General features: G+C 43.0%; 20 protein-coding genes. 11 read left to right on the plus strand and 9 right to left on the minus strand.

Annotation, left to right across the window (positions count from 1 at the left end):
• Positions 1 to 32 precede the first annotated feature (32 nt).
• Complete coding sequence (locus L5M28_RS08315; protein WP_263203048.1) at positions 33 to 440, minus strand: YccF domain-containing protein; 408 nt, start codon at positions 438 to 440, stop codon at positions 33 to 35.
• Between the two features lie 267 nt (positions 441 to 707).
• Between L5M28_RS08315 and L5M28_RS08320 the strand changes: the two genes are divergently transcribed.
• The 4 genes from L5M28_RS08320 to L5M28_RS08335 all read left to right on the plus strand — a co-directional run bounded on the left by L5M28_RS08320 (position 708) and on the right by L5M28_RS08335 (position 5,259).
• On the plus strand, positions 708 to 1,736 hold the full coding sequence (locus L5M28_RS08320) for a pyridoxal-phosphate dependent enzyme (protein ID WP_263203050.1): 1,029 nt from the start codon (positions 708 to 710) through the stop codon (positions 1,734 to 1,736).
• 81 nt (positions 1,737 to 1,817) lie between these two features.
• Positions 1,818 to 2,531 (plus strand): NUDIX hydrolase, encoded by a 714-nt coding sequence (locus L5M28_RS08325; RefSeq protein WP_263203052.1) that lies wholly within the window; start codon positions 1,818 to 1,820, stop codon positions 2,529 to 2,531.
• 357 nt (positions 2,532 to 2,888) lie between these two features.
• Positions 2,889 to 3,776, plus strand: coding sequence for a ribose-phosphate diphosphokinase (gene prs, locus L5M28_RS08330; RefSeq protein ID WP_263203054.1), 888 nt, complete (start codon positions 2,889 to 2,891; stop codon positions 3,774 to 3,776).
• Between the two features lie 10 nt (positions 3,777 to 3,786).
• Complete coding sequence (locus tag L5M28_RS08335; protein ID WP_263203055.1) at positions 3,787 to 5,259, plus strand: nicotinate phosphoribosyltransferase; 1,473 nt, start codon at positions 3,787 to 3,789, stop codon at positions 5,257 to 5,259.
• 157 nt (positions 5,260 to 5,416) lie between these two features.
• On the opposite strand, the gene L5M28_RS08340 is transcribed toward L5M28_RS08335, so the two are convergent.
• The 5 genes from L5M28_RS08340 to L5M28_RS08360 all read right to left on the minus strand — a co-directional run bounded on the left by L5M28_RS08340 (position 5,417) and on the right by L5M28_RS08360 (position 8,952).
• Entirely contained in the window at positions 5,417 to 5,677 is a 261-nt protein-coding gene (locus L5M28_RS08340; RefSeq protein WP_263203056.1) for a hypothetical protein, read from the minus strand.
• 300 nt (positions 5,678 to 5,977) lie between these two features.
• Positions 5,978 to 6,151, minus strand: a complete 174-nt coding sequence (locus L5M28_RS08345; protein WP_006082106.1) for a hypothetical protein — start codon at positions 6,149 to 6,151, stop codon at positions 5,978 to 5,980.
• A gap of 726 nt (positions 6,152 to 6,877) precedes the next feature.
• Complete coding sequence (locus tag L5M28_RS08350) at positions 6,878 to 7,600, minus strand: ChrR family anti-sigma-E factor (protein ID WP_263203058.1); 723 nt, start codon at positions 7,598 to 7,600, stop codon at positions 6,878 to 6,880.
• The gene (locus L5M28_RS08355) at positions 7,593 to 8,255 is read right to left on the minus strand and encodes a sigma-70 family RNA polymerase sigma factor (RefSeq protein WP_028759609.1); all 663 of its coding nucleotides are present in this window, start codon (positions 8,253 to 8,255) and stop codon (positions 7,593 to 7,595) included. Before L5M28_RS08355 ends, L5M28_RS08350 begins: the two co-directional genes overlap by 8 nt.
• A gap of 145 nt (positions 8,256 to 8,400) precedes the next feature.
• Entirely contained in the window at positions 8,401 to 8,952 is a 552-nt protein-coding gene (locus L5M28_RS08360; RefSeq protein WP_028759610.1) for an LON peptidase substrate-binding domain-containing protein, read from the minus strand.
• Between the two features lie 101 nt (positions 8,953 to 9,053).
• Here L5M28_RS08360 and L5M28_RS08365 point away from each other — a divergent pair, with 101 nt between their 5' ends.
• Together L5M28_RS08365 and L5M28_RS08370 are read left to right on the plus strand one after the other, a co-directional pair.
• Positions 9,054 to 9,668, plus strand: coding sequence for a class I SAM-dependent methyltransferase (locus L5M28_RS08365; protein WP_263203060.1), 615 nt, complete (start codon positions 9,054 to 9,056; stop codon positions 9,666 to 9,668).
• A 289-nt stretch (positions 9,669 to 9,957) separates the two neighbouring features.
• Positions 9,958 to 10,902: a chemotaxis protein CheV gene (locus L5M28_RS08370; RefSeq protein WP_105252200.1), complete on the plus strand. Its 945-nt coding sequence runs from the start codon at positions 9,958 to 9,960 to the stop codon at positions 10,900 to 10,902.
• Positions 10,903 to 11,086: 184 nt separating this feature from the next.
• Here L5M28_RS08370 and L5M28_RS08375 read toward each other — a convergent pair whose 3' ends face one another.
• Positions 11,087 to 11,728, minus strand: a complete 642-nt coding sequence (locus L5M28_RS08375) for a hypothetical protein (RefSeq protein WP_263203062.1) — start codon at positions 11,726 to 11,728, stop codon at positions 11,087 to 11,089.
• 51 nt (positions 11,729 to 11,779) lie between these two features.
• Positions 11,780 to 12,139 carry a DUF2750 domain-containing protein gene (locus L5M28_RS08380; protein WP_028759614.1) on the minus strand — a complete coding sequence of 120 codons (360 nt, stop codon included), beginning with the start codon at positions 12,137 to 12,139 and terminating at the stop codon, positions 11,780 to 11,782.
• 419 nt (positions 12,140 to 12,558) lie between these two features.
• On the opposite strand from L5M28_RS08380, the gene L5M28_RS08385 reads away from it, so the two are divergent.
• Both L5M28_RS08385 and L5M28_RS08390 read left to right on the plus strand, forming a co-directional pair.
• Positions 12,559 to 13,863, plus strand: coding sequence for a lytic murein transglycosylase (locus L5M28_RS08385; RefSeq protein ID WP_263203065.1), 1,305 nt, complete (start codon positions 12,559 to 12,561; stop codon positions 13,861 to 13,863).
• 135 nt (positions 13,864 to 13,998) lie between these two features.
• Positions 13,999 to 14,487: a peptidylprolyl isomerase gene (locus tag L5M28_RS08390; protein ID WP_105252202.1), complete on the plus strand. Its 489-nt coding sequence runs from the start codon at positions 13,999 to 14,001 to the stop codon at positions 14,485 to 14,487.
• A gap of 194 nt (positions 14,488 to 14,681) precedes the next feature.
• Here the strand turns inward: L5M28_RS08390 and L5M28_RS08395 are convergent, their stop codons facing one another.
• Positions 14,682 to 16,625 carry a M1 family metallopeptidase gene (locus tag L5M28_RS08395; protein WP_263203066.1) on the minus strand — a complete coding sequence of 648 codons (1,944 nt, stop codon included), beginning with the start codon at positions 16,623 to 16,625 and terminating at the stop codon, positions 14,682 to 14,684.
• Between the two features lie 253 nt (positions 16,626 to 16,878).
• Here L5M28_RS08395 and L5M28_RS08400 point away from each other — a divergent pair, with 253 nt between their 5' ends.
• From L5M28_RS08400 to ushA, 3 genes are all read left to right on the plus strand, one after another.
• The gene (locus L5M28_RS08400) at positions 16,879 to 17,106 is read left to right on the plus strand and encodes a DUF3389 family protein (protein WP_106651841.1); all 228 of its coding nucleotides are present in this window, start codon (positions 16,879 to 16,881) and stop codon (positions 17,104 to 17,106) included.
• A 92-nt stretch (positions 17,107 to 17,198) separates the two neighbouring features.
• A complete protein-coding gene (locus L5M28_RS08405; RefSeq protein ID WP_263203068.1) occupies positions 17,199 to 17,870 on the plus strand; it encodes an alpha/beta hydrolase in 672 nt (223 codons plus the stop codon).
• 363 nt (positions 17,871 to 18,233) lie between these two features.
• Positions 18,234 to 19,952 (plus strand): bifunctional UDP-sugar hydrolase/5'-nucleotidase UshA, encoded by a 1,719-nt coding sequence (ushA, locus tag L5M28_RS08410; protein WP_263203069.1) that lies wholly within the window; start codon positions 18,234 to 18,236, stop codon positions 19,950 to 19,952.
• Positions 19,953 to 20,216: the final 264 nt, after the last annotated feature.

Consider the following 20,216-nt stretch of genomic DNA (forward strand, 5'->3'; position numbering starts at 1 on the left):
AGAGTGAATAGCGCAGTTAACACATTGTCTTATTAAGCTTTAGCCACTACGGTTTGGCCTATCGGTGTGAGGCTGAGTAAAGCTAACTTAAGATGCTGTATCCCAAAGGGAATACCGATAATCGTCACAAAACAAGCTAAGGCGTGGATCAAATGCCCTATGGCTAACCAGATCCCAAACAGTAAGAACCAAATGATATTTCCTACCATGCCTAATGCACCTGTGCCCAAGTCTTCACGTCCAGTTAAGTGGCGACGGTTCATTTGTTCTTGGCCGAAGGGCCAAAAGGTCATTTCGCCGATAACAAAACAGGCGCGGCCGAAGGGAATACCAATGATACTGATAAAACACAGGATACCTGCGAGCCACCAAGCGAGTCCCATTACAAATCCGCCGAGTACAAACCAAGCTATGTTGAATATTAAGCGTAATACAGCCATTGAAAGCTCCTTATGTTTACCCTGTTAGCCTTTATCGTTAGCTTCGATAAATTGAATATATGTCAATGTCTAAGCGATAACTATGCCAACTATTTAAATTATTCATAATCAATGGGTTAATTATATGTATTCGAGATTCATGTGTCATTTTCACTAGTTTTTCGCCAAATTGATAATTTCTTAAGGGCGTAACAGGAAGGGCGGAGTTACACTAGCCTTCCCTTAACTGGTTTAAAAACCAGAGAATTTAATCGTTTGAGTAGCTTGATGTTTGCAAATTCCCCTGTTGATACATTTGCCTTTGCTGGCAGAGACATTTTCCTAAAACGTGATGATTTACTGCATCCGGCGTTTAGTGGCAATAAAGCTCGCAAATTCGGCTATTTTTTAGATCATGAGTTTGCAGGCATCAGCAAGGTGATAGGTCACGGCTCGCCATTAGCTAACTCACTGTATTCATTGTCAGAATTAGCAAAGATGAAAGACTGGCAGTGTGATTTTTATGTAGATCATATTGCCAGTCAAGTGGTTAAACATCCCACGGGCAATTACGCTGCCGCTTTAGCGAATGGCGCTAATATTATCGATTTAAGTGTGTTAATAGCACAAAAGCAGGCGTGCACTCAGTCGCAATCTGAACCTCACGTTTTGTCAAATCTTAATGCTAGGCCTGACCCTACAGCGCAAGTGGGCGATGTGCGACTGAGTTGCCAAGATTATATCGAGGCTCAAGTACTCGTGAATGAGCCGACGGCGCTTTTTATTCCTGAGGGGGGTCGTTGTGCTTACGCTGAATACGGGGTAAATAGATTGGCGCAAGAGATAGTACAGTTTGCGAAGGCGAATGGATTGGTTGATTTAACGGTGTTTTTACCTTCGGGGACGGGAACGACAGCGTTATTTTTAAATCAGTATTTTATCCGTCAGCAAACGGATATTCGCGTCGTGACTTGTGCCGTCGTCGGTAGCGATGATTATTTGCGCTTGCAATTTTCCTTACTTAATTCCAATACCAGTGAGCATCCACAGATTGTGAATGTCGGCAAAAAATATCATTTTGGTAAACTTTATCCGGAATTTTATGCCATGTGGCAGCGGGTCTGCGCCTCAGGCGTGCAGTTTGAATTACTCTACGATCCCTTAGGTTTTATTGTGCTTGAGGAATATTTACAAGGCGGAGGCTTTCGTCCTGTGATGTATATCCACCAAGGTGGCTTACTCGGGAACGAGACCATGTTGCCACGTTATCAGCGTAAATTTGGGCAAAGTGGCTTATTCTGTGCCTCTGATCATTGACTTAGTGACGCTAAGACATAATATGTTTGAAGCTGTGTAATACTAAGTTAAGCTGATGATTTGTAACGATGGGGAATATCAATGACTGAAGCGGAATATCTCGCTAATTATGATCCTAAGGTTTTTAAGGCTCAGCTACTGACAGTGGATGCCGTATTGTTTAGCTATCACGATCAGCAACTTAAAGTACTCTTAGTACAACGCTCAAATCATCCATTTTTAGGTTTATGGGGATTACCTGGTGGGTTTATCGATGAAAATTGCGATCAATCCCTTGAGCAAACCGTGTTACGTAAACTACATGAGAAAACCGCGGTAGTGCCACCTTATATTGAGCAGCTATGCACTGTGGGTAATCGTAGTCGTGATATAAGAGGCTGGTCTGTGACTGTATGTTATACCGCCTTGATGAGTTATCAAGCGTGTCAGATCCAGATTGATTCAGTGAGTGATGTTAAGTGGTGGCCATTAGCAGATGTGTTGCAGATGCCCTTGGCGTTTGATCATCTGCAGTTAATTGAGCAAGCGCGGGAACGTTTAACACAAAAAGCCTTATATTCTTTAGTCCCAGGATTTGCACTGTCTGAACCTTTTACCTTGCCAGAACTGCAGCATGTACATGAGGTTTTACTGGGCAAGCCTATCCAAGGTAAATCTTTTCGTCGGCGGGTTGAACAGGCTGATTTATTGATCGATACGGGATTAAAGCGCACCGAACGTGGTCGTCCTGCTAATTTATACCGCTTGAAACCCAATACCGCATCGTATCGCTTCTTAAGAAATTTAGAATGTTGATCACAGTGAATATGGATTTAAGCCAGATATTCGCCTTGCTCAATATGAGTAACGGCGACTGCTTATGCCTTATTCATGGTGACTTTGAATCAGTAAAGGCTGTTTAATTACTGATTTTGCCTTAATGTCTCCGGTTCTTGTATTACTCGATACCCATGTTGTGGTTTCTTAGTTGTCGCGCCTATCAATAGTGTCTAAAGGACACTATATGCCATTTAAGCATAACATTTCAGGTTGCTCCGTCTGAAATAGTCTAAAAATCAACTTTACACAATAATGTCTTTAAGACACTATTCTTCATGTAGACAACAAGGGCGCCGTCAATTTCGGCAATCTTGCCACAGACAGGAGGTTACTATGTCTCAACATATTCAGACGTCTCAAGATGCTTCTCACGCTCAATGTTCGCAAGCCGATTTTTATCGGTTACCCGCAGCTAGCGATGAGACTCACTACCGTTTATTTCAATTTGGTGCGGGGGAAAACCATGTTCAACTACTGGTTCCTCCAGCGAAACGCGTCACAGTTTTCTTCGGTTATCGTGGCGATCATTCCATCATGCAACTCTTGTTGTTAACTGATGCATTGCATCGCAGTGGGGCCGAGCAAATTGATCTGTTACTGCCTTATATGCCGGGCGCTCGCCAAGATAGAGTGTGTAATGCCGGTGAGGCCTTATCGGTAAAAGTCTATGCTAGCCTGATTAATCAGCAGCAATATGCTTCGGTCACTGTATTTGACCCTCACAGTGATGTCACCGCCGCATTGTTAGACCGAGTTCAGGTTATAGACAATCACAGCTTTGTCGCCGCTATCACTGCCCAATTATCGGGTGAGCTAGTGTTAGTCTCGCCCGATGCGGGTGCGAATAAAAAAGTATTCGGCTTAGCTAAAGCGTTACAGGGAATGCCGGTGATCAGGGCCGATAAACATCGTGATGTGGTCAATGGGCATATTATCGCTACCGAAGTGTTCTGTGATGACTTATCGGGTAAAACCTGCTTAATCGTTGACGACATTTGCGCGGGTGGCAGAACCTTTATTGAACTTGCCATCAAATTAAAGCAAAAGGGTGCACAAAGCGTTATTTTGATCGTGTCACATTATGAAGATAAGGCCAGCGAGTTGGTACTGCGAGAGTCGGGCATAGACAGATTATTTTGTACCGATAGTTTAGGTGTCCCCACACATATTTCGAGCGAGTTCTGTCATTGCCATGCTGTTTTGAGTTATATGAATCATTAAGGAAAATATTATGTACTTGAATCCTGTTACCGCCATTGATGGCTACAAAGTCGACCACCGTCGTCAATATCCCGATAATACTCAGGTGATTTTTAGTAACCTGACTGCCCGTAAATCCCGTCGTGGTTACACTGACCAAATGGTGTTTTTTGGCTTGCAATATTTTATCAAGCATTTCTTGATTGACAGTTGGAACCGTGATTTCTTTCAACAACCCAAAGATCAGGTCATTCGTCAATTCTCCCGCCGTATCAATAACTATCTCGGGCCGAATAATGTTGGCACTCAGCATATTGAGGAGTTGCATGATTTAGGCTATTTACCAATTAAAATTATGGCATTACCTGAAGGCTCAGTATATCCATTAAAAGTGCCTTGCTTGATTTTGTACAATACCGATGAGCGGTTCTTTTGGTTGACCAATTATCTCGAAACCATCCTTTCCGCTAATGTGTGGGGTATGTGTACCAGTGCCACTACCGCGCTGCAATACCGCAAAATATTTGAGACTTACGCGCTAGAAACCGATGGTGACATCGCTTTTGTTGATTGGCAGGGTCACGATTTTAGTTTCCGTGGCATGTATGGTGCGGAGGCCGCGATCATGAGCGGCGCCGCACATTTACTCAGTTTTACTGGGACTGATACCATACCCGCCATTGATTTTCTTGAGCAATATTACTGTGCCGATAGTGATAAAGAACTTGTCGGTGGCAGTGTGCCTGCAACGGAGCACAGCGTGATGTGCGCGGGTGGCATGGAGAATGAATTAGAGACGTTCCGCCGTCTGATTGAAGATATTTACCCAACGGGCATTGTCAGCATTGTTTCAGATTCTTGGGATTTTTGGCAGGTGATGACAGAATTCACCTTAGCGTTAAAAGACCGCATTCTTGCCCGCGATGGCAAAGTGGTGTTTAGGCCTGATACGGGTTGCCCTGTGAAAATCATTTGTGGCGATCCACAAGCACCAATCGGGAGTCCTGAATATAAAGGCGCTATTGAGTGTCTGTGGGACGTCTTTGGGGGTAGCACAACTGCCAAAGGTTACAAAGCGCTGAATAGCCATGTTGGACTGATCTATGGCGATTCAATCACCATTGAACGTGCTGAAGCCATTTGTGCTGGCTTAAAGGCAAAAGGTTTTGCGTCAACCAATATTGTGTTTGGGATAGGCAGTTTTACCTATCAACACGTGACCCGAGATACTGACGGTTATGCCGTGAAAGCGACCTTTGCGAAAGTTGATGGTAAAGACAGAGAAATATTTAAAGATCCTAAAACTGATGATGGCACTAAAAAATCCGCTAAGGGTTTAGTAGCGGTATTTAAAGATGAGCAGGGTCAATTTTATCTTAAAGATCAAGCCAGCTGGCAAGATGTCAACAATTGCGAGTTTGTTCCCGTATTTGCCGATGGTGAACTATTAACGGAATATTCTTTAGCAGATATTCGCGCAAGGTTGGCAGAATCTAGAAGTTGAGCCTATCGATTTGTGATTTTTAACGGCTATCGACAATAGCTAAGATAAAACTGGCAATGTGATTTCTATTAGGGTCATATTGTCAGTTAAGTTTTGAATTTATTTTAAGTCGCGTAAGTAAAACGCCCCATAAATAGTCAAATGCAAATACAAGCGATTAAGACAGTAACTGGTTCCGTTTAAGAATTTTATAGGTACGACGGCCAATGTTTTCGAGGTTTTTTAAATCTTTTAGGCTAGGCGTCACCTCACTAAATTGCCAATAACTGATTTCGGCATCTAACATTTCCAGCATTTTCTTCGAACAACCTAAACATTGTCCCTGGCACAGTTGTGCTTCTTCTAAATTGAGTGTAATAGTCTCTTTGATCTGGTTTATCAAGGTTTGCATGGCAATTTGAGTATTGGGTTTTGGCATAGATGATGTGCTGAACAGTATTCATGTGTATGAATATTAGCGGATGCTGCAATGGAAAGAGGTGATCTAACGCTGGATTTGACTCATTTGGTTCGGCAGGTATCTGTGTGAGAGAGATACAGCCTGAACCAAATGTGCTCGTCATAATGACGTAAAAAAGGATAGCGTGTTCGTGACATTCGGCTATCAGTCTACTTAAGTGCTCGGTACTGCGAAGATAATGGAAACCGATTAAATACACTTGAGTAAACGGGTACTGCGGTATTAATTTTTAACTTATCGTTTTACTTACTTTTTGACTTATTTGTTCGCGGACAATAACCATTTCATAAAGCTGATTGCTTCTGTACGTTTAGAAAAAGTCTGTCTGTTTTTACCTTGACGATCGGTAAAAGCAATTGAGGTTTTATTTACTGAGATTGAATCTACAGGGAAGTTCACTGTAATTTCATGTCCATTAATTTTGTATGACATATGCCACACTCCTTTTTGTTAATTCACCCATAGGTGAGATAGTTGTAACTATAAAATATCCTTAGCAATTGTGCGAAAGATTCGTTCTATTGAGTATCGAGGTTACCCCATCTTTGATTCATTAATCAAGAGATGCTTAATCGATAAATATTTCATGTTGTCGATTACGTCAATGGAATAACTCGATTCAACCAGTTGACCATAGCTTAATGACAATACTATGACAACAAGGAGAACGGTAAGTTCACAGACATAACCACATGATTTTAGTGATATCGAATGATTGAGCTTATGGGGTTTTGCTTGTAGTAGGCTTTCTTTATGAGGACCGAACTCTGATTGCTAAATATCAGGCTGGGTTAAAAAGGTAAACAACAAGGTGTATCTCAAAACGACGTGCAGTATATCAATAAAAATGGCTTATGCAAGTTTAATTTTTATTCGATGTCATTATTTATTTGCTAATGTTGAATTAAAGTGTATTTTTCGTGGCTATTTACTTGATTTAAAGAGGAATAGTCAGGTCTGTTTATAGGTTGGTTTTTATTTTTGTGGTAATTGACTAAGGTTAATATTGCCGTTTTATAGGTAAATGTTATAAAAAATCCCACTAAAATAGGTCATTTTAATGGGATTAATCATAGTCATTTATGTAATGGAATTATTAAACTGAATTTATAAATGAATCTATGCGTTTGCTGTTGTTTAAAAACTCAGTCAAAAGGTTTAATAAATCAGTTCACCTATGGGATTGAGTAGCTTACTCAGACCTTTGGTAAAATGCAGCGGTGCATCTAATACTGTGTAGCATAAGCAACCGTTAATGGTTTTCGGTGAGTGATGATGTTGGCCGTCAAGCACGATAAAATCACCTGGCACATAGTCACCATTAAGATCGGAAAACTCTCCGGCTAGTAATAGTGTTAGTTCATAACCTTTATGGGTATGTTGGGGGATTTCACCTTGGGCATCTATATGCAATAGGCTAGCGCGGGTGTTCGTTTCGTCGACATCAAAACGCATGCGACTGACTTTGCCTAATATTTGCCATGGACGGGCCAAATGCTGACGAAACACCGAGGGCACAGTGTAATGCTGTTGCTTTATGTCGACATCGATAGGGGCGTTATTAGGCACATTTGTCGCTGCCGGTTGAGCCATGATTTGCGCCATCATAGCGTCAATGTCCAATGCCGATTCTTGATTGTCGCCTGAGTGTTGCACCTTAACATACTCTCTGTGCATCAACTCTTCGCCCGTATCATTTGCAGCATGACCGCCATCAGGATTTAATGCTAAATTTGCAGCTTGTTCTGTGAATAGGGCAAGCTGCTCTCGACAAGTCTCACATAGGTCGCAGTGTGCGGATATTGCTATCGCCATTGATAAAGGTAAGTTCCCATTAGCATGGCTCACGAGTAATTCTTGTTGGGGATGATGTTTAATCATTGTGTGTCTCCAAGAAGCTTTTCAACTTTTCTAGCCCTAATCTTAAACGGGACTTTATGGTCCCAATTGGTACCTTTAGGGCATCGGCTAGCTCTTGTTGAGTGAGTTCTTGCATGTAAATGCCTTGCACAACTTGTCTTTGTGCTATGGGAAGGGCATCAAGATGTTGGAGTAATTTAGCCGTCAACTTGTGATCAGTGAGTGTGTCCTGAGCCATGGTCGCATCACACAGCGGCCAAATATCATCACCGAAAGTATCTTCTCTATTGTGTTGTACCCGTCTAAGCATATCGAAACATTGATTACGCATGATGGTAAACACCCAAGTTGTCACTGACCCTTTTTCTGCATTATATAGATGAGCCTTAGTCCAAACGCTGGTCATGGTTTCTTGTACTAAATCCATCGCCAACCCTTGTTGATTCAGTCTTTGTAAACCAAAGGCTCGGATCTTGGGCATGAAATGCTGGAATAAGTGACCAAAGGCGGCTCTGTCTCGGTTGTCTGCTACTTGTAGCATAAACGTGATTAAAGCATCCGCTTGAGGCTCGCAGGTTTGGGAAGCTGGAATTTCGTTATCCATAGCCGAATTAGTCAGAGACGTGATTGGGACATGATACCGAGTTTGCCTGCTTTGTGATTGAATATTTTCCATTATTTTCGCTCTTATCGCAGTCGTGAGTGCTGAGTGTGATATCAGTAACGACAAAATTGAGAAGTGTGTTGCACTTCTGAGCCCATTTTTGTTGTCAAACTTTCAATCAATACGAAGTGGCTTAAATAAAGGATCATTCACAGCATTATTTAATGACGGCCCGCAATAGATCTCGGGTCATAATATGATCTAAGGCATTAATGCAGGTGTACTTTTCGGATGCTTGTACGGGTAATATTTCTAGCCAGCGCTGGCAGACCCAAGCGATATCATCGAACTGTTCTGTTTGGTAGTGCTTGAGATGTTGCGGATATTCCTTAAGAATGTTTTGTAACATTTGACTCAAGTAACGTTCATCGGTCGCAATACGTACAGCAGGCCAATTGTCGATTAAACTGACGTCTCCGCGTTTTAAACCATCGGCTTCGACACTGATTTTATCAAGTTTAAAGCGTTTAGAACCTTGAATACTGATCCCTAATAGTCCGTCTGGTAAGGTTTCAAAATCAATAATATGCACTAAGGTGCCTATGGGCTGAATGGTTTTACCATCCTCTTCAAGCATACATAAGCCAAAGCCTTGGCCTGACTTTAATGATTCGGCGACCAAGCGCTTATATCTAGGTTCAAATACCCGCAGTTGCGTGTAACCTTCGGGCAATAAACAAATGGGTAATGGAAAAAGAGGTAATTTCATCGTGGCCTCTGGTGAACTTATGTTCCTATCATTACGTACCATAATGGCAGTTCGATCAGTAAAATTATTCAACAGTAGTTTACCCATAGTGAGAGGATGGCATGAAATTAAATCCATTTGAGAAAAAGATCGTTCAGCATCCATTACGTTTTTGGCTACAAAATCATCTCGAAGCGCCCTTATTGACCTCTATGATGCCAAAACCTATGGCTTTGTGCGAACGCGCATTAGAAATAGGTTGTGGGTTTGGTAACGGCATTCAGTTGATCCGCGAACATTTTGGCGCGGGACATATCACGGCCGTGGATATCGACCCTGACATGGTTGCCTCCGCACAATCCCGCTGGCAATCTCGGCCGCAAGGATTAAAAGGGCTGAGTTTCTCGGTTGCTGATGCAACATGTTTACCCTTTGCCGATAGCGAGTTTGATATGGTGTTTGATTTTGCCGTATTCCACCATATTCCAGATTGGCAAGCGGCCATTAAGGAAGTTGCAAGGGTGCTGAAACCGAACGGATACTTTGTGATAGAGGATTTATATCGTGCCGCAATTTGTAATCCATTGAGCCGACGCTTATTTGAGCATCCACAGCAGAATCGCTTTAATCATAGTGAGTTGTTAACGGTATTGCACCAGCTGGGATTTAAGATTGTCCGCGATAGAAATGCCTTTAATCTTGCGGGTATGGTGCTCGCCCAGAAAATATTGCGTTAGGCGTTAGAGTTGATGCTTAACCTAAATTGAATCGTTAGGATTAAATGATTGCGTTAGCACTAAGACCAAATATTAGCAATGCCGCGTATTATCTGAAGATATCAGCTTAGGGATGCGGATATCTGAGATGCGCTAAACTAAGTTTATGGCCGAACTTTGCGAGAGTGGTTGTAATTTTTAGATAAAATAGACTCTCGGCATGGTTCTTCATGGGAGTTTACCGCTATAATTTGAGCTAATCCGTCGCATGTGGGGAAAGGATTTTCCTCAAGAGTAGAGAAGCAGCATTATGGCAAACGTACTTGCAACCGTAGATCAGCGTACCAAACTCGTTGGTGAGAACCGACTTGAGTTGTTGCTCTTTAGCATTAATTCCACGCAGTTATTTGCCATTAACGTCTTTAAAGTAAAAGAAGTCGTCAAGCTTCCTCCCTTGAATGCGATGCCGGGTAGTCATCCGCATATTTCTGGTGTTGCTAATATTCGTGGGATTTCTATCCCCGTGATTGATTTACGTTCGGCCATAGGGTTTAAGCCCGTGCCGCCTAACGAAGATGCCAATATGATCATCACAGAATATAACCGTAGTGTGCAGGGTTTCTTAGTCGGTAAGGTTGAACACATTATCAACATGACTTGGAGCGATATTATGCCACCGCCGAAAACGGCTGGGCGTAATAATTATCTAACGGCAATTACTCGCATAGAGCATCAAGGTCAGTCGCAGTTAGTGTCTATTATCGACGTAGAAAAAGTCTTGGCGGAGATCATTCACTACGATATCCGTTTATCTGAAGGTGTACTCGACGAAACCTTAGTCCATGAAATGCCAGGTAGAAAAATTCTGATTGTGGATGATTCATCGACCGCCAGACGTCAAGTGCGTGAAACGTTAGGCCAACTGGGTATCGAAATTATTGAGGCATCTGATGGCTTACAAGCACTGACGTTATTGCAGAAATGGCGTGATGAAGGTAAACAAGTTGCCAAAGAATTATTGATGATGATTACCGATGCCGAAATGCCCGAAATGGACGGTTACAAGCTCACTTCTGAAGTGCGTAGCGATAAAGCTATGTCGGATTTATTCATCACCTTAAATACTTCGTTGAGTGGCAGTTTTAACCATGCCATGGTTGAAAAAGTGGGCTGTGATAAGTTTATTTCTAAGTTCCAACCGGATTTGCTGGTGGAAGTGGTGCAAGAAAGATTAAGACAAGTGATCAATCACTGATCGCATTTTGAGATTCGAACTATCGGTGATTGACCTTGAGTCGATCATCGGTAGGTTTAGTGTTTTTAAGGAACGCTTTAATAACAGTTTTTAATACGGTTTTTGAATCACATTCTTTCAACTGCTACTTTTTTAACTGCTTTTCTGCAAACATCTGCCAACCCACTATCTGTAACATGCGTGGTTATAACGCTAATTCGGCTGCTACATCGTGTAATACTTGGCGCTTCATTTCTTTGGCGGCGGCGATATGGATACGGGCGAGCCTTAAGGCATAGTTGAATCTTGCTCGACCGACGAGGCTTACCAGTTCGGCAAAAAACTGTGGATCTAAAGTGAATTGCGTCGAATAGTATTGGATAGCGGCATTGACTGAATTAAAAGTCACGCCATCGAATTCAAAACCTGCGCTATAACCTTGGTCGTCAATTTCTTCGCCCTCTAATACCAGTGGCCAACCGGGCGCATTGATACGGTCGCGGGCAATTTGGTACATCATCCAAGCACTTTTTTTAAAACCTTCAAACACTTTGCAGGAGAATTCGGACTCAGCAAGCTCTTCTTCGGTCCAATTAATCCCAATGGCGAGGTGTTTCGCATAAATACGCATCAGTGCATCTTTGACGGCCATACGACAATCCCAAATGGAGCTAAGAGTATGTTGTTTGGCTAATCGCAAACATTCGCTGCAGGCGGGCACAGCTAACGAAGCATGTGGTGTATGTGTGTGTGCGATATATTCGAAGTGTTGATGGCTCGGTTCGCCACAAAACCAGCAAGTATGGCGTTTGTCGAAGGGAATATCGATAAGCGGAATAGCAGACATCAAGGAATGAGCACCTCAGTCCTTGATGCCATCAATGGCATACTGAAGCGATTAAACTTCTTCAACATCAACCAAATCTTTTGCTAAAACAATCGGATCAAGTTCAAGACAATCTTCATCGGTTTGCCAATCAACACCGATTAATACACCATCGTCGTTTAGATCTGAGACCCAATATTCTAGAAATTCTTCTAATGAAATAGAAACGGGTTGATAGTCGTGCCATTCGTCGCTGCAATGGGATTTTGCAGTAGCTTCATTTGACCATAATGGCATCACATCTGTGTCTTCAAATTCTGAAGAATCACAAACGACCCAGCCTTCGCCAGTTTCATCCATTAGACCCCAAAGCGTCTGATGTTGTTTTACATTTTTGATAAAGCCAGCCAAAGCCGCATTGATTTCAGTCATGATAGGTCTCTTTGATGTGTGCTGTTAACTTATTCATTATACGGTAACGTGCTGCGATACCAAGGGATTCTTTGTTAAGAATTTTTTTGTGTTGGATAACTGAGCAATAAGCCTATGCCGCAAGGTATTTATGGCGATAAGGATTGTGTTACGTGTCACTATGGGTCAGGATTATTGGTAATGAGTCGCCTTGGTACAGGCTGTTTTACTGACTAAATGTGGCTCAGATAGGGGCTTTACGTGGCGGAGAAACATGTCTTCTATGCTCTTGGCCGTTAAAGGTGTTTTAGATTCTAACCTTTCACTCGTTATGCCAAGGCGAATATCTCTCTAGGGCAATTCCCTCTTGAAGACGGAATATTGTCGTGTTTAGCCACAACAGTGTGATTGTTGTGAGATCAAATATTGGAGTTGTTGATTTGATTAAAATTAAAGGGTTAACTTATCTGTTTGCGAGTATTGCCGCCTGTGTCAGTCTGAGTGCCTGTTCAAGTGCGCCAACGGCGAGTGCCAATGCTAATGCAACCAGCACTAACGCAAGTGGCATAGCTGCTGAAGTCAATCAAATGCCCGATATCAGTGCTAGTGTACAATCTAATGCTGATGCGTTTCCAATGTGCTTGACTGGACTGCAAGCGCGGGCACGTGCAGAAGGCCTGTCAGAGGCGACGATAAACTCTACCATTGCGAACTTGAAATTTGTCCCTCGAGTGATTGAGCTGGACCAACAGCAACCCGAATTCAGCCAGACATTTGATAATTATTTCAGTAAGCGCGCGACCGAATGGCGGGTCAATGAAGGCCGCCGCTTACTGCAAAAGCACAGTGTTCTACTCAATCAATTAGCGCAAAAATACGGTGTCCCGCCGCAATATATCTTGTCTTTTTGGGGGCTGGAAACGAACTACGGTTCCTATAAAGGCAAAATGTCGGTATTGAATTCGCTGGCGACTTTGGCCTGTGAGCCACGCCGTAGCAATTATTTCACCATAGAGCTGATGCAAGCCTTAAAACTGAAAGAAAAGTATCAGTTCGATGATGACACTATGGTGGGATCATGGGCAGGTGCTATGGGACATACGCAATTTATGCCTTCTGCGTATGCCAAATATGCGGTCGATGGCGATGGCGATGGTAAGGCCGATTTATGGAATAGCACCACAGATGCGCTCACTTCTGCCGCGAATTTTTTGCAGCACTTAGGTTGGCAGCGTAATCAGCGTTGGGGGCGTGAAGTCTTGTTACCAAAGGATTTTAGTTACAGTCATTTAGGCGCGAAACAGCCCTTGTCGTTATCGGAATGGGCTGCGCTCAATGTAACGCAGTCGAATGGGCAACCTTTGCCTGCCGTCGATATTCAAGCTGCGCTGTATTTGCCTGCGGGACACACAGGCCCAGCCTTTTTAGGTTATGAGAATTTTAATGTGATCATGCGTTGGAATCGCTCCGAATTTTATGCCATTACGGTTGGGCATTTGGCCGATCGTATTAATGGTGGACAACCCTTGACAGTCAGTCCGCCTGAGCAACCACGCCTAAGCCGCGAGCAAGTAAAGCAACTGCAAACAAAACTGAACGAGGCTGGATTTGATGTTGGTAAGCCTGATGGTGTGTTGGGACGTAACTCTATGGCAGGGTTGCAAGCCTTTCAACGTAGCAAACAGATGATTGCCGATGGCTTCCCAAGCCCAGAGGTGTTTACCGCTTTAGGACTATCATTGTAGTTACTGTCACTGTAGCCAAAGAGCGCTCGCTACGGGTTTTGAGTGCTTTGAGGCCGGATAAAAAAGTGGAGTGAAAAGCGCAGTTTTGTTAAGCTCGGCCCACAATTGAAATCGAAGAAAATCAAAGGATATTCGATGAGCATTAAAGACGATATGGTTGTGCAGTTTAACTACACACTGCGCGACGAGAAAGGTGAAGTGATCGAGACGAACGAAGGTCGCGATCCTATTGCCTATTTACACGGTCATGACAACATGATGCCTGGTGTAGAAAACGCGATAAACGGTAAAGCCATAGGTGAAAAGTTCACTGTAACCTTGCCTGCCGCTGAAACCTACGGTGAGCGTGTAGCGGATGCTGACGCACACCAACGTGTGTCAGTTAAGCATTTACTGGGTGCGACTGTGTGGAAACCAGGCATGACAGCTGTGGTTAATACCGACCAAGGTCAGCGCCAAGTGACTATCGTTAAAATGGGTAAGTTTATGGCGACTGTGGATGTAAACCATCCATTAGCCGGCCGCGAACTGACATTTGATATTGAAGTCGTAGGTGCCCGTGATGCGAGTGATGAAGAAATCGCCCACGGTCATGCCCATGGTGCAGGTGGTCATCACCACTAATCTTTAGGCTTCGGGCTCGGCTTCGAACTTGGCTTTTATCTGACTCAATGTGAGTGGAGTATAAGTTCAGTATGAGTTGAATGAATCGAGGCTAAAGATTAAATAGCAAAAGCCCAAACCAAGGTTTGGGCTTTTTGTTTTTATGGTGCTAATGGCTTAATGATTGTCGCAACCGCTAATGGCTCTTTATCTCGCTAATGGCTATGTTCATGCTCGAGTGGTTTGTCGGCAAACATCATATCTAGGCTTGCTTGGGTTTGGGGATGGTAGCCGCTGTGAGCCTTGAGATAGACACTCTTGGCCCAGTCGTATTTATCAGAGCTTGCTAGCTTTTGATATAAAGGCACGATTAAGCGCATGCGGCCAATATGGGTTAAGTGTTGTTTTAATGCGGGTAGTACTGCGTAATAGCCGTTGTCTAGGGCGAGTGAATACCATGCGAAAGCAATTTCACTGTTGCCAGTGCCCGTAAAATGGAACGCCTTATCTAGCTCGGCAAGTTCGGTTTGATCTAGATTGATCCTTGGCATTTCATTGATGAATCTTAACCACTGGTGGACTGTCCAAGTGCTGGTTTTCAACTCGCTTGCACTGAGTTTACCCTCGAGCCAAGTTTGTCTTTGGGTATCGATATCATCGAAGGCGTGGGAATTAGGCGGCACAAGAAATGACGGTAAACCTTGACCTTCAATCCAAGTATCCACTTCACCTTCACTGACAAGATGGGGATATTTGTTTAATAGATTCAAAGATAAATATTCACGGAATTGCGCCGTAGTAATACTCTGAAATGCAAAATTATTGAAGTAGCTTTTCACAAAAGTGTCGAAGCGTTCACGGCCAAATTTTTGCTCTAAAAATATTAAGAACAACTGGCCTTTTATATAAGGGACACCGCTGAAGGCTTCGTCGGGCGAACGTTTACCGAGATTGAGATGTAGCACTGAATCGGCAGGAGTAAGTTCTGCAAGCTCTGCAAGCAATTCAGAGTAGCCAATGGTTTGCTCCATCAGTGCTCGGTCTCGGCCATAGAGGTCTTCCATAATGCGATTCTCAACATAGGTCGTAAAACCTTCATTAAGCCAGAGATCGCGCCAAGTGGCATTCGTCACTAAATTACCCGACCACGAGTGCGCAAGTTCGTGGGCGATGAGGCTCACTAAGCTTTTATCACCCGCGATCACTGTGGGTGTAATAAAAGACAAACGCGGGTTTTCCATGCCGCCAAAGGGGAAACTTGGTGGCAAGATAAGCAAGTCATAACGTCCCCAAGGGTAATCGCCATAACGTTTAGCCGCGATTTTGATCATTTCTGGCGTGTCGGCAAATTCTTTGCTCGCTTTGTCGAGGATCTCTGGCTCAGCCCAAATGCCCGAGATGTTATCTAAGGGAGCAAACTTTAAATGTCCTGCCGCAATAGCAATCAAATATGCTGGAATAGCCTGCGGCATAGTGAATTGGGTCTGAGTGCTCGACAGGGTTTTGCGATCGGCACTCATGACCACAGTGATGGCTTTATCGGCAGTAATTATTGCGCTATAGGTTTGGCGAACGGCTGGCGTATCTTGCAGTGGGATCCAACTGCGGGCGTGAATCGCCTGACTCTGACTGAACATAAAAGGCAACTGTTTACCTTGGGTTTGCTCAGGGGTTAACCATTGAATACCAGACGGATTATTCGACGTGTGGTAATTGATTTTAACTTTTTGGGTATCTTCATCGGCAAGTTTGATGGTTAGCGCGGCGCCTTTTACATCGCTCGTTTTGGCTAAGGTGAAGGGTACGCTTTGCCATTTCCCAGCTGTATTTAAAGCACTTACGCTGTTAATCGTCAGATCTCGAGTATCTAAGATGAGTTCTTTCCCCGCCTTATGCCAAGCTAAATCGAGGGTGGCTTCACCGGATAAGCGGTTTTGCTTAAAATCGACGGTAAGAGTTAGTTCCAAATGACTCACGCTGACTTCAGTGTAATTGGCGTAGGTCAATGCATCTTGGTTCTGCTGCGTATCTGCTTGTACAACAGTTGCAGTAGGCTCAGTGGTTAAGGTATTTGGAGTGCTATTGGCATAAGCGCAGGGAAGTAGTTGCAGGGCAAAGACTAGGGTGCTGCAAAGGACGGTTCGACGAAGTGAAAGCATTATTTATAGTAGCCTAATGATGAAGTATGTTAGTTCGAGTTTGGGGCGATAAGACCATCAATTCAGCTTGGTTTTCTGTTAACCCACTCTATTAGCGCAAAAGTTTACCTGATAATTCACTGGATTTGTTATCTCACTGTTAGCTCAAATGTAATCAAACTTTAATGGCTTGAATGCTGGTCAGGAAATGCCATCGGTAAAAGAGCACAAGTTTGCTATGATGACGGCGTTTTCACATAGGGCGGTTATCATAATGGTGTTAGATTTTTCGCAGGGTAAGTTAATCGTTACTGAGTTTGAGGTTCAAGTGCGCCTCAACGTTGCCAGTATCGTACTGCAAGCGAGTGCTGAGGATATCGGCTTGAGACGTCAGCCTCCTATGCTGATCGCCGATGGTGGCGGTGTACGTTGGAGCTTAGTATTGGACTCAAATACTCAGTTACGTGCGATTCAAGATGTGCTGGGCATGGATGCTGAATAACCTGTGCCCGAGTGGTGATGAGTGTTTAACGTATAGATTTATCATCATTTTTTAGTTGATGAGTGTTTAATATCGAATTGGGAATTTTTAGTATGTCAGTTTCTCTTGAGCGTATTGTTGTCGAACCTAAGACGCCTGCTACGGCTGTGGTTATTTGGTTACATGGATTAGGGGATTCGGGGGCCGGATTTGCTCCCGTAGTGCCTGCATTAGGCTTACCTTCAGATCATGCTATTCGATTTATTTTTCCCCATGCACCAGAGCAAGCCGTGACCATTAATGGTGGCTACGTTATGCGCGCTTGGTACGATATTAAAAGCATGGATTTACATGACAGAGCCGATATGCAAGGCGTGCTTGAGTCGGAAAAAATGGTTGCCGCATTAATTAATGAACAGATCGCGGCGGGTATTGCGAGCCAACGTATCGTATTAGCGGGATTCAGTCAGGGGGGAGTCATGAGTTTATTCTCTGGACTGCGTTTCCCTGAGCCACTTGCAGGGATTATGGCGTTGTCTTGCTATTTGCCGACGGGCGATGTGTTACCCGCTGAATTAAGTGCGGCGAATCGCAATACACCCATATTACAGCAACACGGTCTACAGGATGATGTTGTACCATTATCCGCTGGAATGTTAGCAAAAGAAGCCTTAACGGCGGGCGGCTATCATGTTACGTGGCAGAGTTATCCAATGCCTCATTCTGTCATTCCTGAACAATTGAAAGCGATTTCTAAATGGTTATTACAGCGATTTGAAATGTAGATAAGTCTAATTGCTGATAAAAACAGCATGCGGTAAGTTGAAATTTACCCATGCTTGTTTTTTTAAAGGAACAATCGCGATGTTTTTTCATATTTCCTAAGTTATTTATAACAAACGATTAAAATCCATTTATTCCATTTTTATTTTGTATTCTCTAAATATATAAAAATCAGTCATTCAGCTTATTTTTTATATGAAACAAATCCTTCTTAAAATGCCCGCCAAATTTCATATAAATGTCAAGTTTTTAATAAAAATGACACAATTTATCTTTATTATTTGCTATTATCCGTGACGCTGAACTTGATGGAGTTCACGACAATCTTTCTATGATAAAATAATTAAAATCAAGGGGTTGATGTAATGAGACATATGCTTATTAAAGGATTAGTTGCAACTGCTGTTCTCGCTGCACTTGCGGGTTGTAATAATAGTGATGACGATAAAGTTCCAACAACGTGTGCTGAAGCGGGAAGTGCTTGTAAAACGTTTACCGTTTTACATACCAATGACAACCATGGCCGTTTCTGGGAAAACAGTGATGGTGAATACGGTTTAGCCGCTCAGAAAACTCTGGTTGATCAAATTCGTGCAGAAGTGAGTAAGAATGGCAGTCAAACCTTATTATTATCTGGTGGTGATATTAATACGGGTGTACCAGAATCTGATCTTCAAGATGCCATACCAGACTTTACGGGCATGAATAAAATCGGTTATGACGCCATGGCTGTTGGTAACCATGAGTTTGACAATCCGTTATCAGTACTTGATATGCAGCGTCGCCTTGCTGAATTCCCTATGTTAGCGGCGAACATTTACCGTAAAAATGCCGATGGTACTCTTGGTGAGCGTTACTTTGATGCCTATAAAGTATTTGACGTTAATGGTCTTAAAGTTGCTGTTATTGGTTTAACGACAGAAGACACTGCTAAGATTGGTAATCCAGAATACATTAGCGATCTAACATTCACCGATCCCAAGGTGGAAGTTGCTAAAGTGATTAAAGAAATTAAAGATGCCAAAGCAGCAGATATCATTTTCGCTACCACGCACATGGGTCATTACGCAGATGGTAAAAATGGTAGTAATGCCCCTGGCGATGTGGCTATGGCTCGCGCATTGAAAGAAGGGGATTTACAAGTTGTTATCGGTGGTCATTCACAGAATCCAGTGTGTATGGAACCGGGAACTGACAACAAAGCTTATGCAGCCTTTAAGCCTGGTGATGCATGTGCACCTGATAAACAAAATGGCACTTGGATCATGCAAGCCCATGAATGGGGTAAATATGTTGGCCGTGCAGATTTTGAATACTTTAACGGTGAACTCCATCTAGCGAGCTACAAGCTTGTCCCTGTGAATATGCGCAAACTGGATGATGCTGGTAAGAAAACTGCTGACTTAGCTGGCACTAAAATTGAACCGGATTCAGAGTTAAAAGAGCTGCTTTCTTACTATCAAGATAAAGGTCAAGCTAAGTTAGACGAAGTCATTGCGACAACGGATGCCCTGTTAGATGGTGAGCGTGCAAACGTGCGTAATAAGCAAACTAACTTAGGCCGTATGTTAGCGATGGCACAAAGTGCTAAAGTGACTGCTGATTTTGGTGTAATGAACTCAGGCGGTGTACGTGCATCTATCCAACCAGGCAACATTAGTTACCGTGACGTGCTGACTGTTCAGCCATTTGGTAATATGGTTACCCTTAACGAAATGACGGGTACTGAAGTTGCGGCTTATTTAGGCGCAGTCGGCAGTCTTCAAGTTGGTTCTGGTGGTTATGCACAAATCACTGGTGTGAAAATGACCATTGACTGTGTGGCTAAAACAGCCAACATCAGCGACATCGGTGGCAAGGATTTTAGCCCAACAGCCACTTATAAGTTCACTGTACCTAGCTTTAATGCTGCGGGTGGTGACGGTTATCCTAAACTAACCAGCCCAATTCAAACGGGTTTTGTTGATGCTGATTTACTCTATTCTTTCTTGAAAGAGAAACAAGTGATTAAAGCTGCTGACTACAATCCTGTAGGCGATATTGTTTATGAGAACTCAAAAAGTGTTGAAGGTTGCCAACTTTAAGTAATCAATCATTACTCAGTGTTTCAATATTAATGCCACTCAAATGAGTGGCATTTTTTATGGTTAATTAATATTTAACTAAGTGTAAATTAATATTCAGCGTTTTATTTGCGATACACTTTGATTCATTTGTGGCGTGAGTTTCTCGGTGTTCTTTTGGTTAACAATTGATATTTATTGTATCAAATTAAATATTTAATATATTCAACAGGTCTGCATTGCTTAACCCCATGATGTATATCCGGATATCTTATATTCAAGTTG

It is taken from the genome of Shewanella sp. SW32 (assembly GCF_025653365.1).
GTDB lineage: Bacteria > Pseudomonadota > Gammaproteobacteria > Enterobacterales > Shewanellaceae > Shewanella > Shewanella oncorhynchi.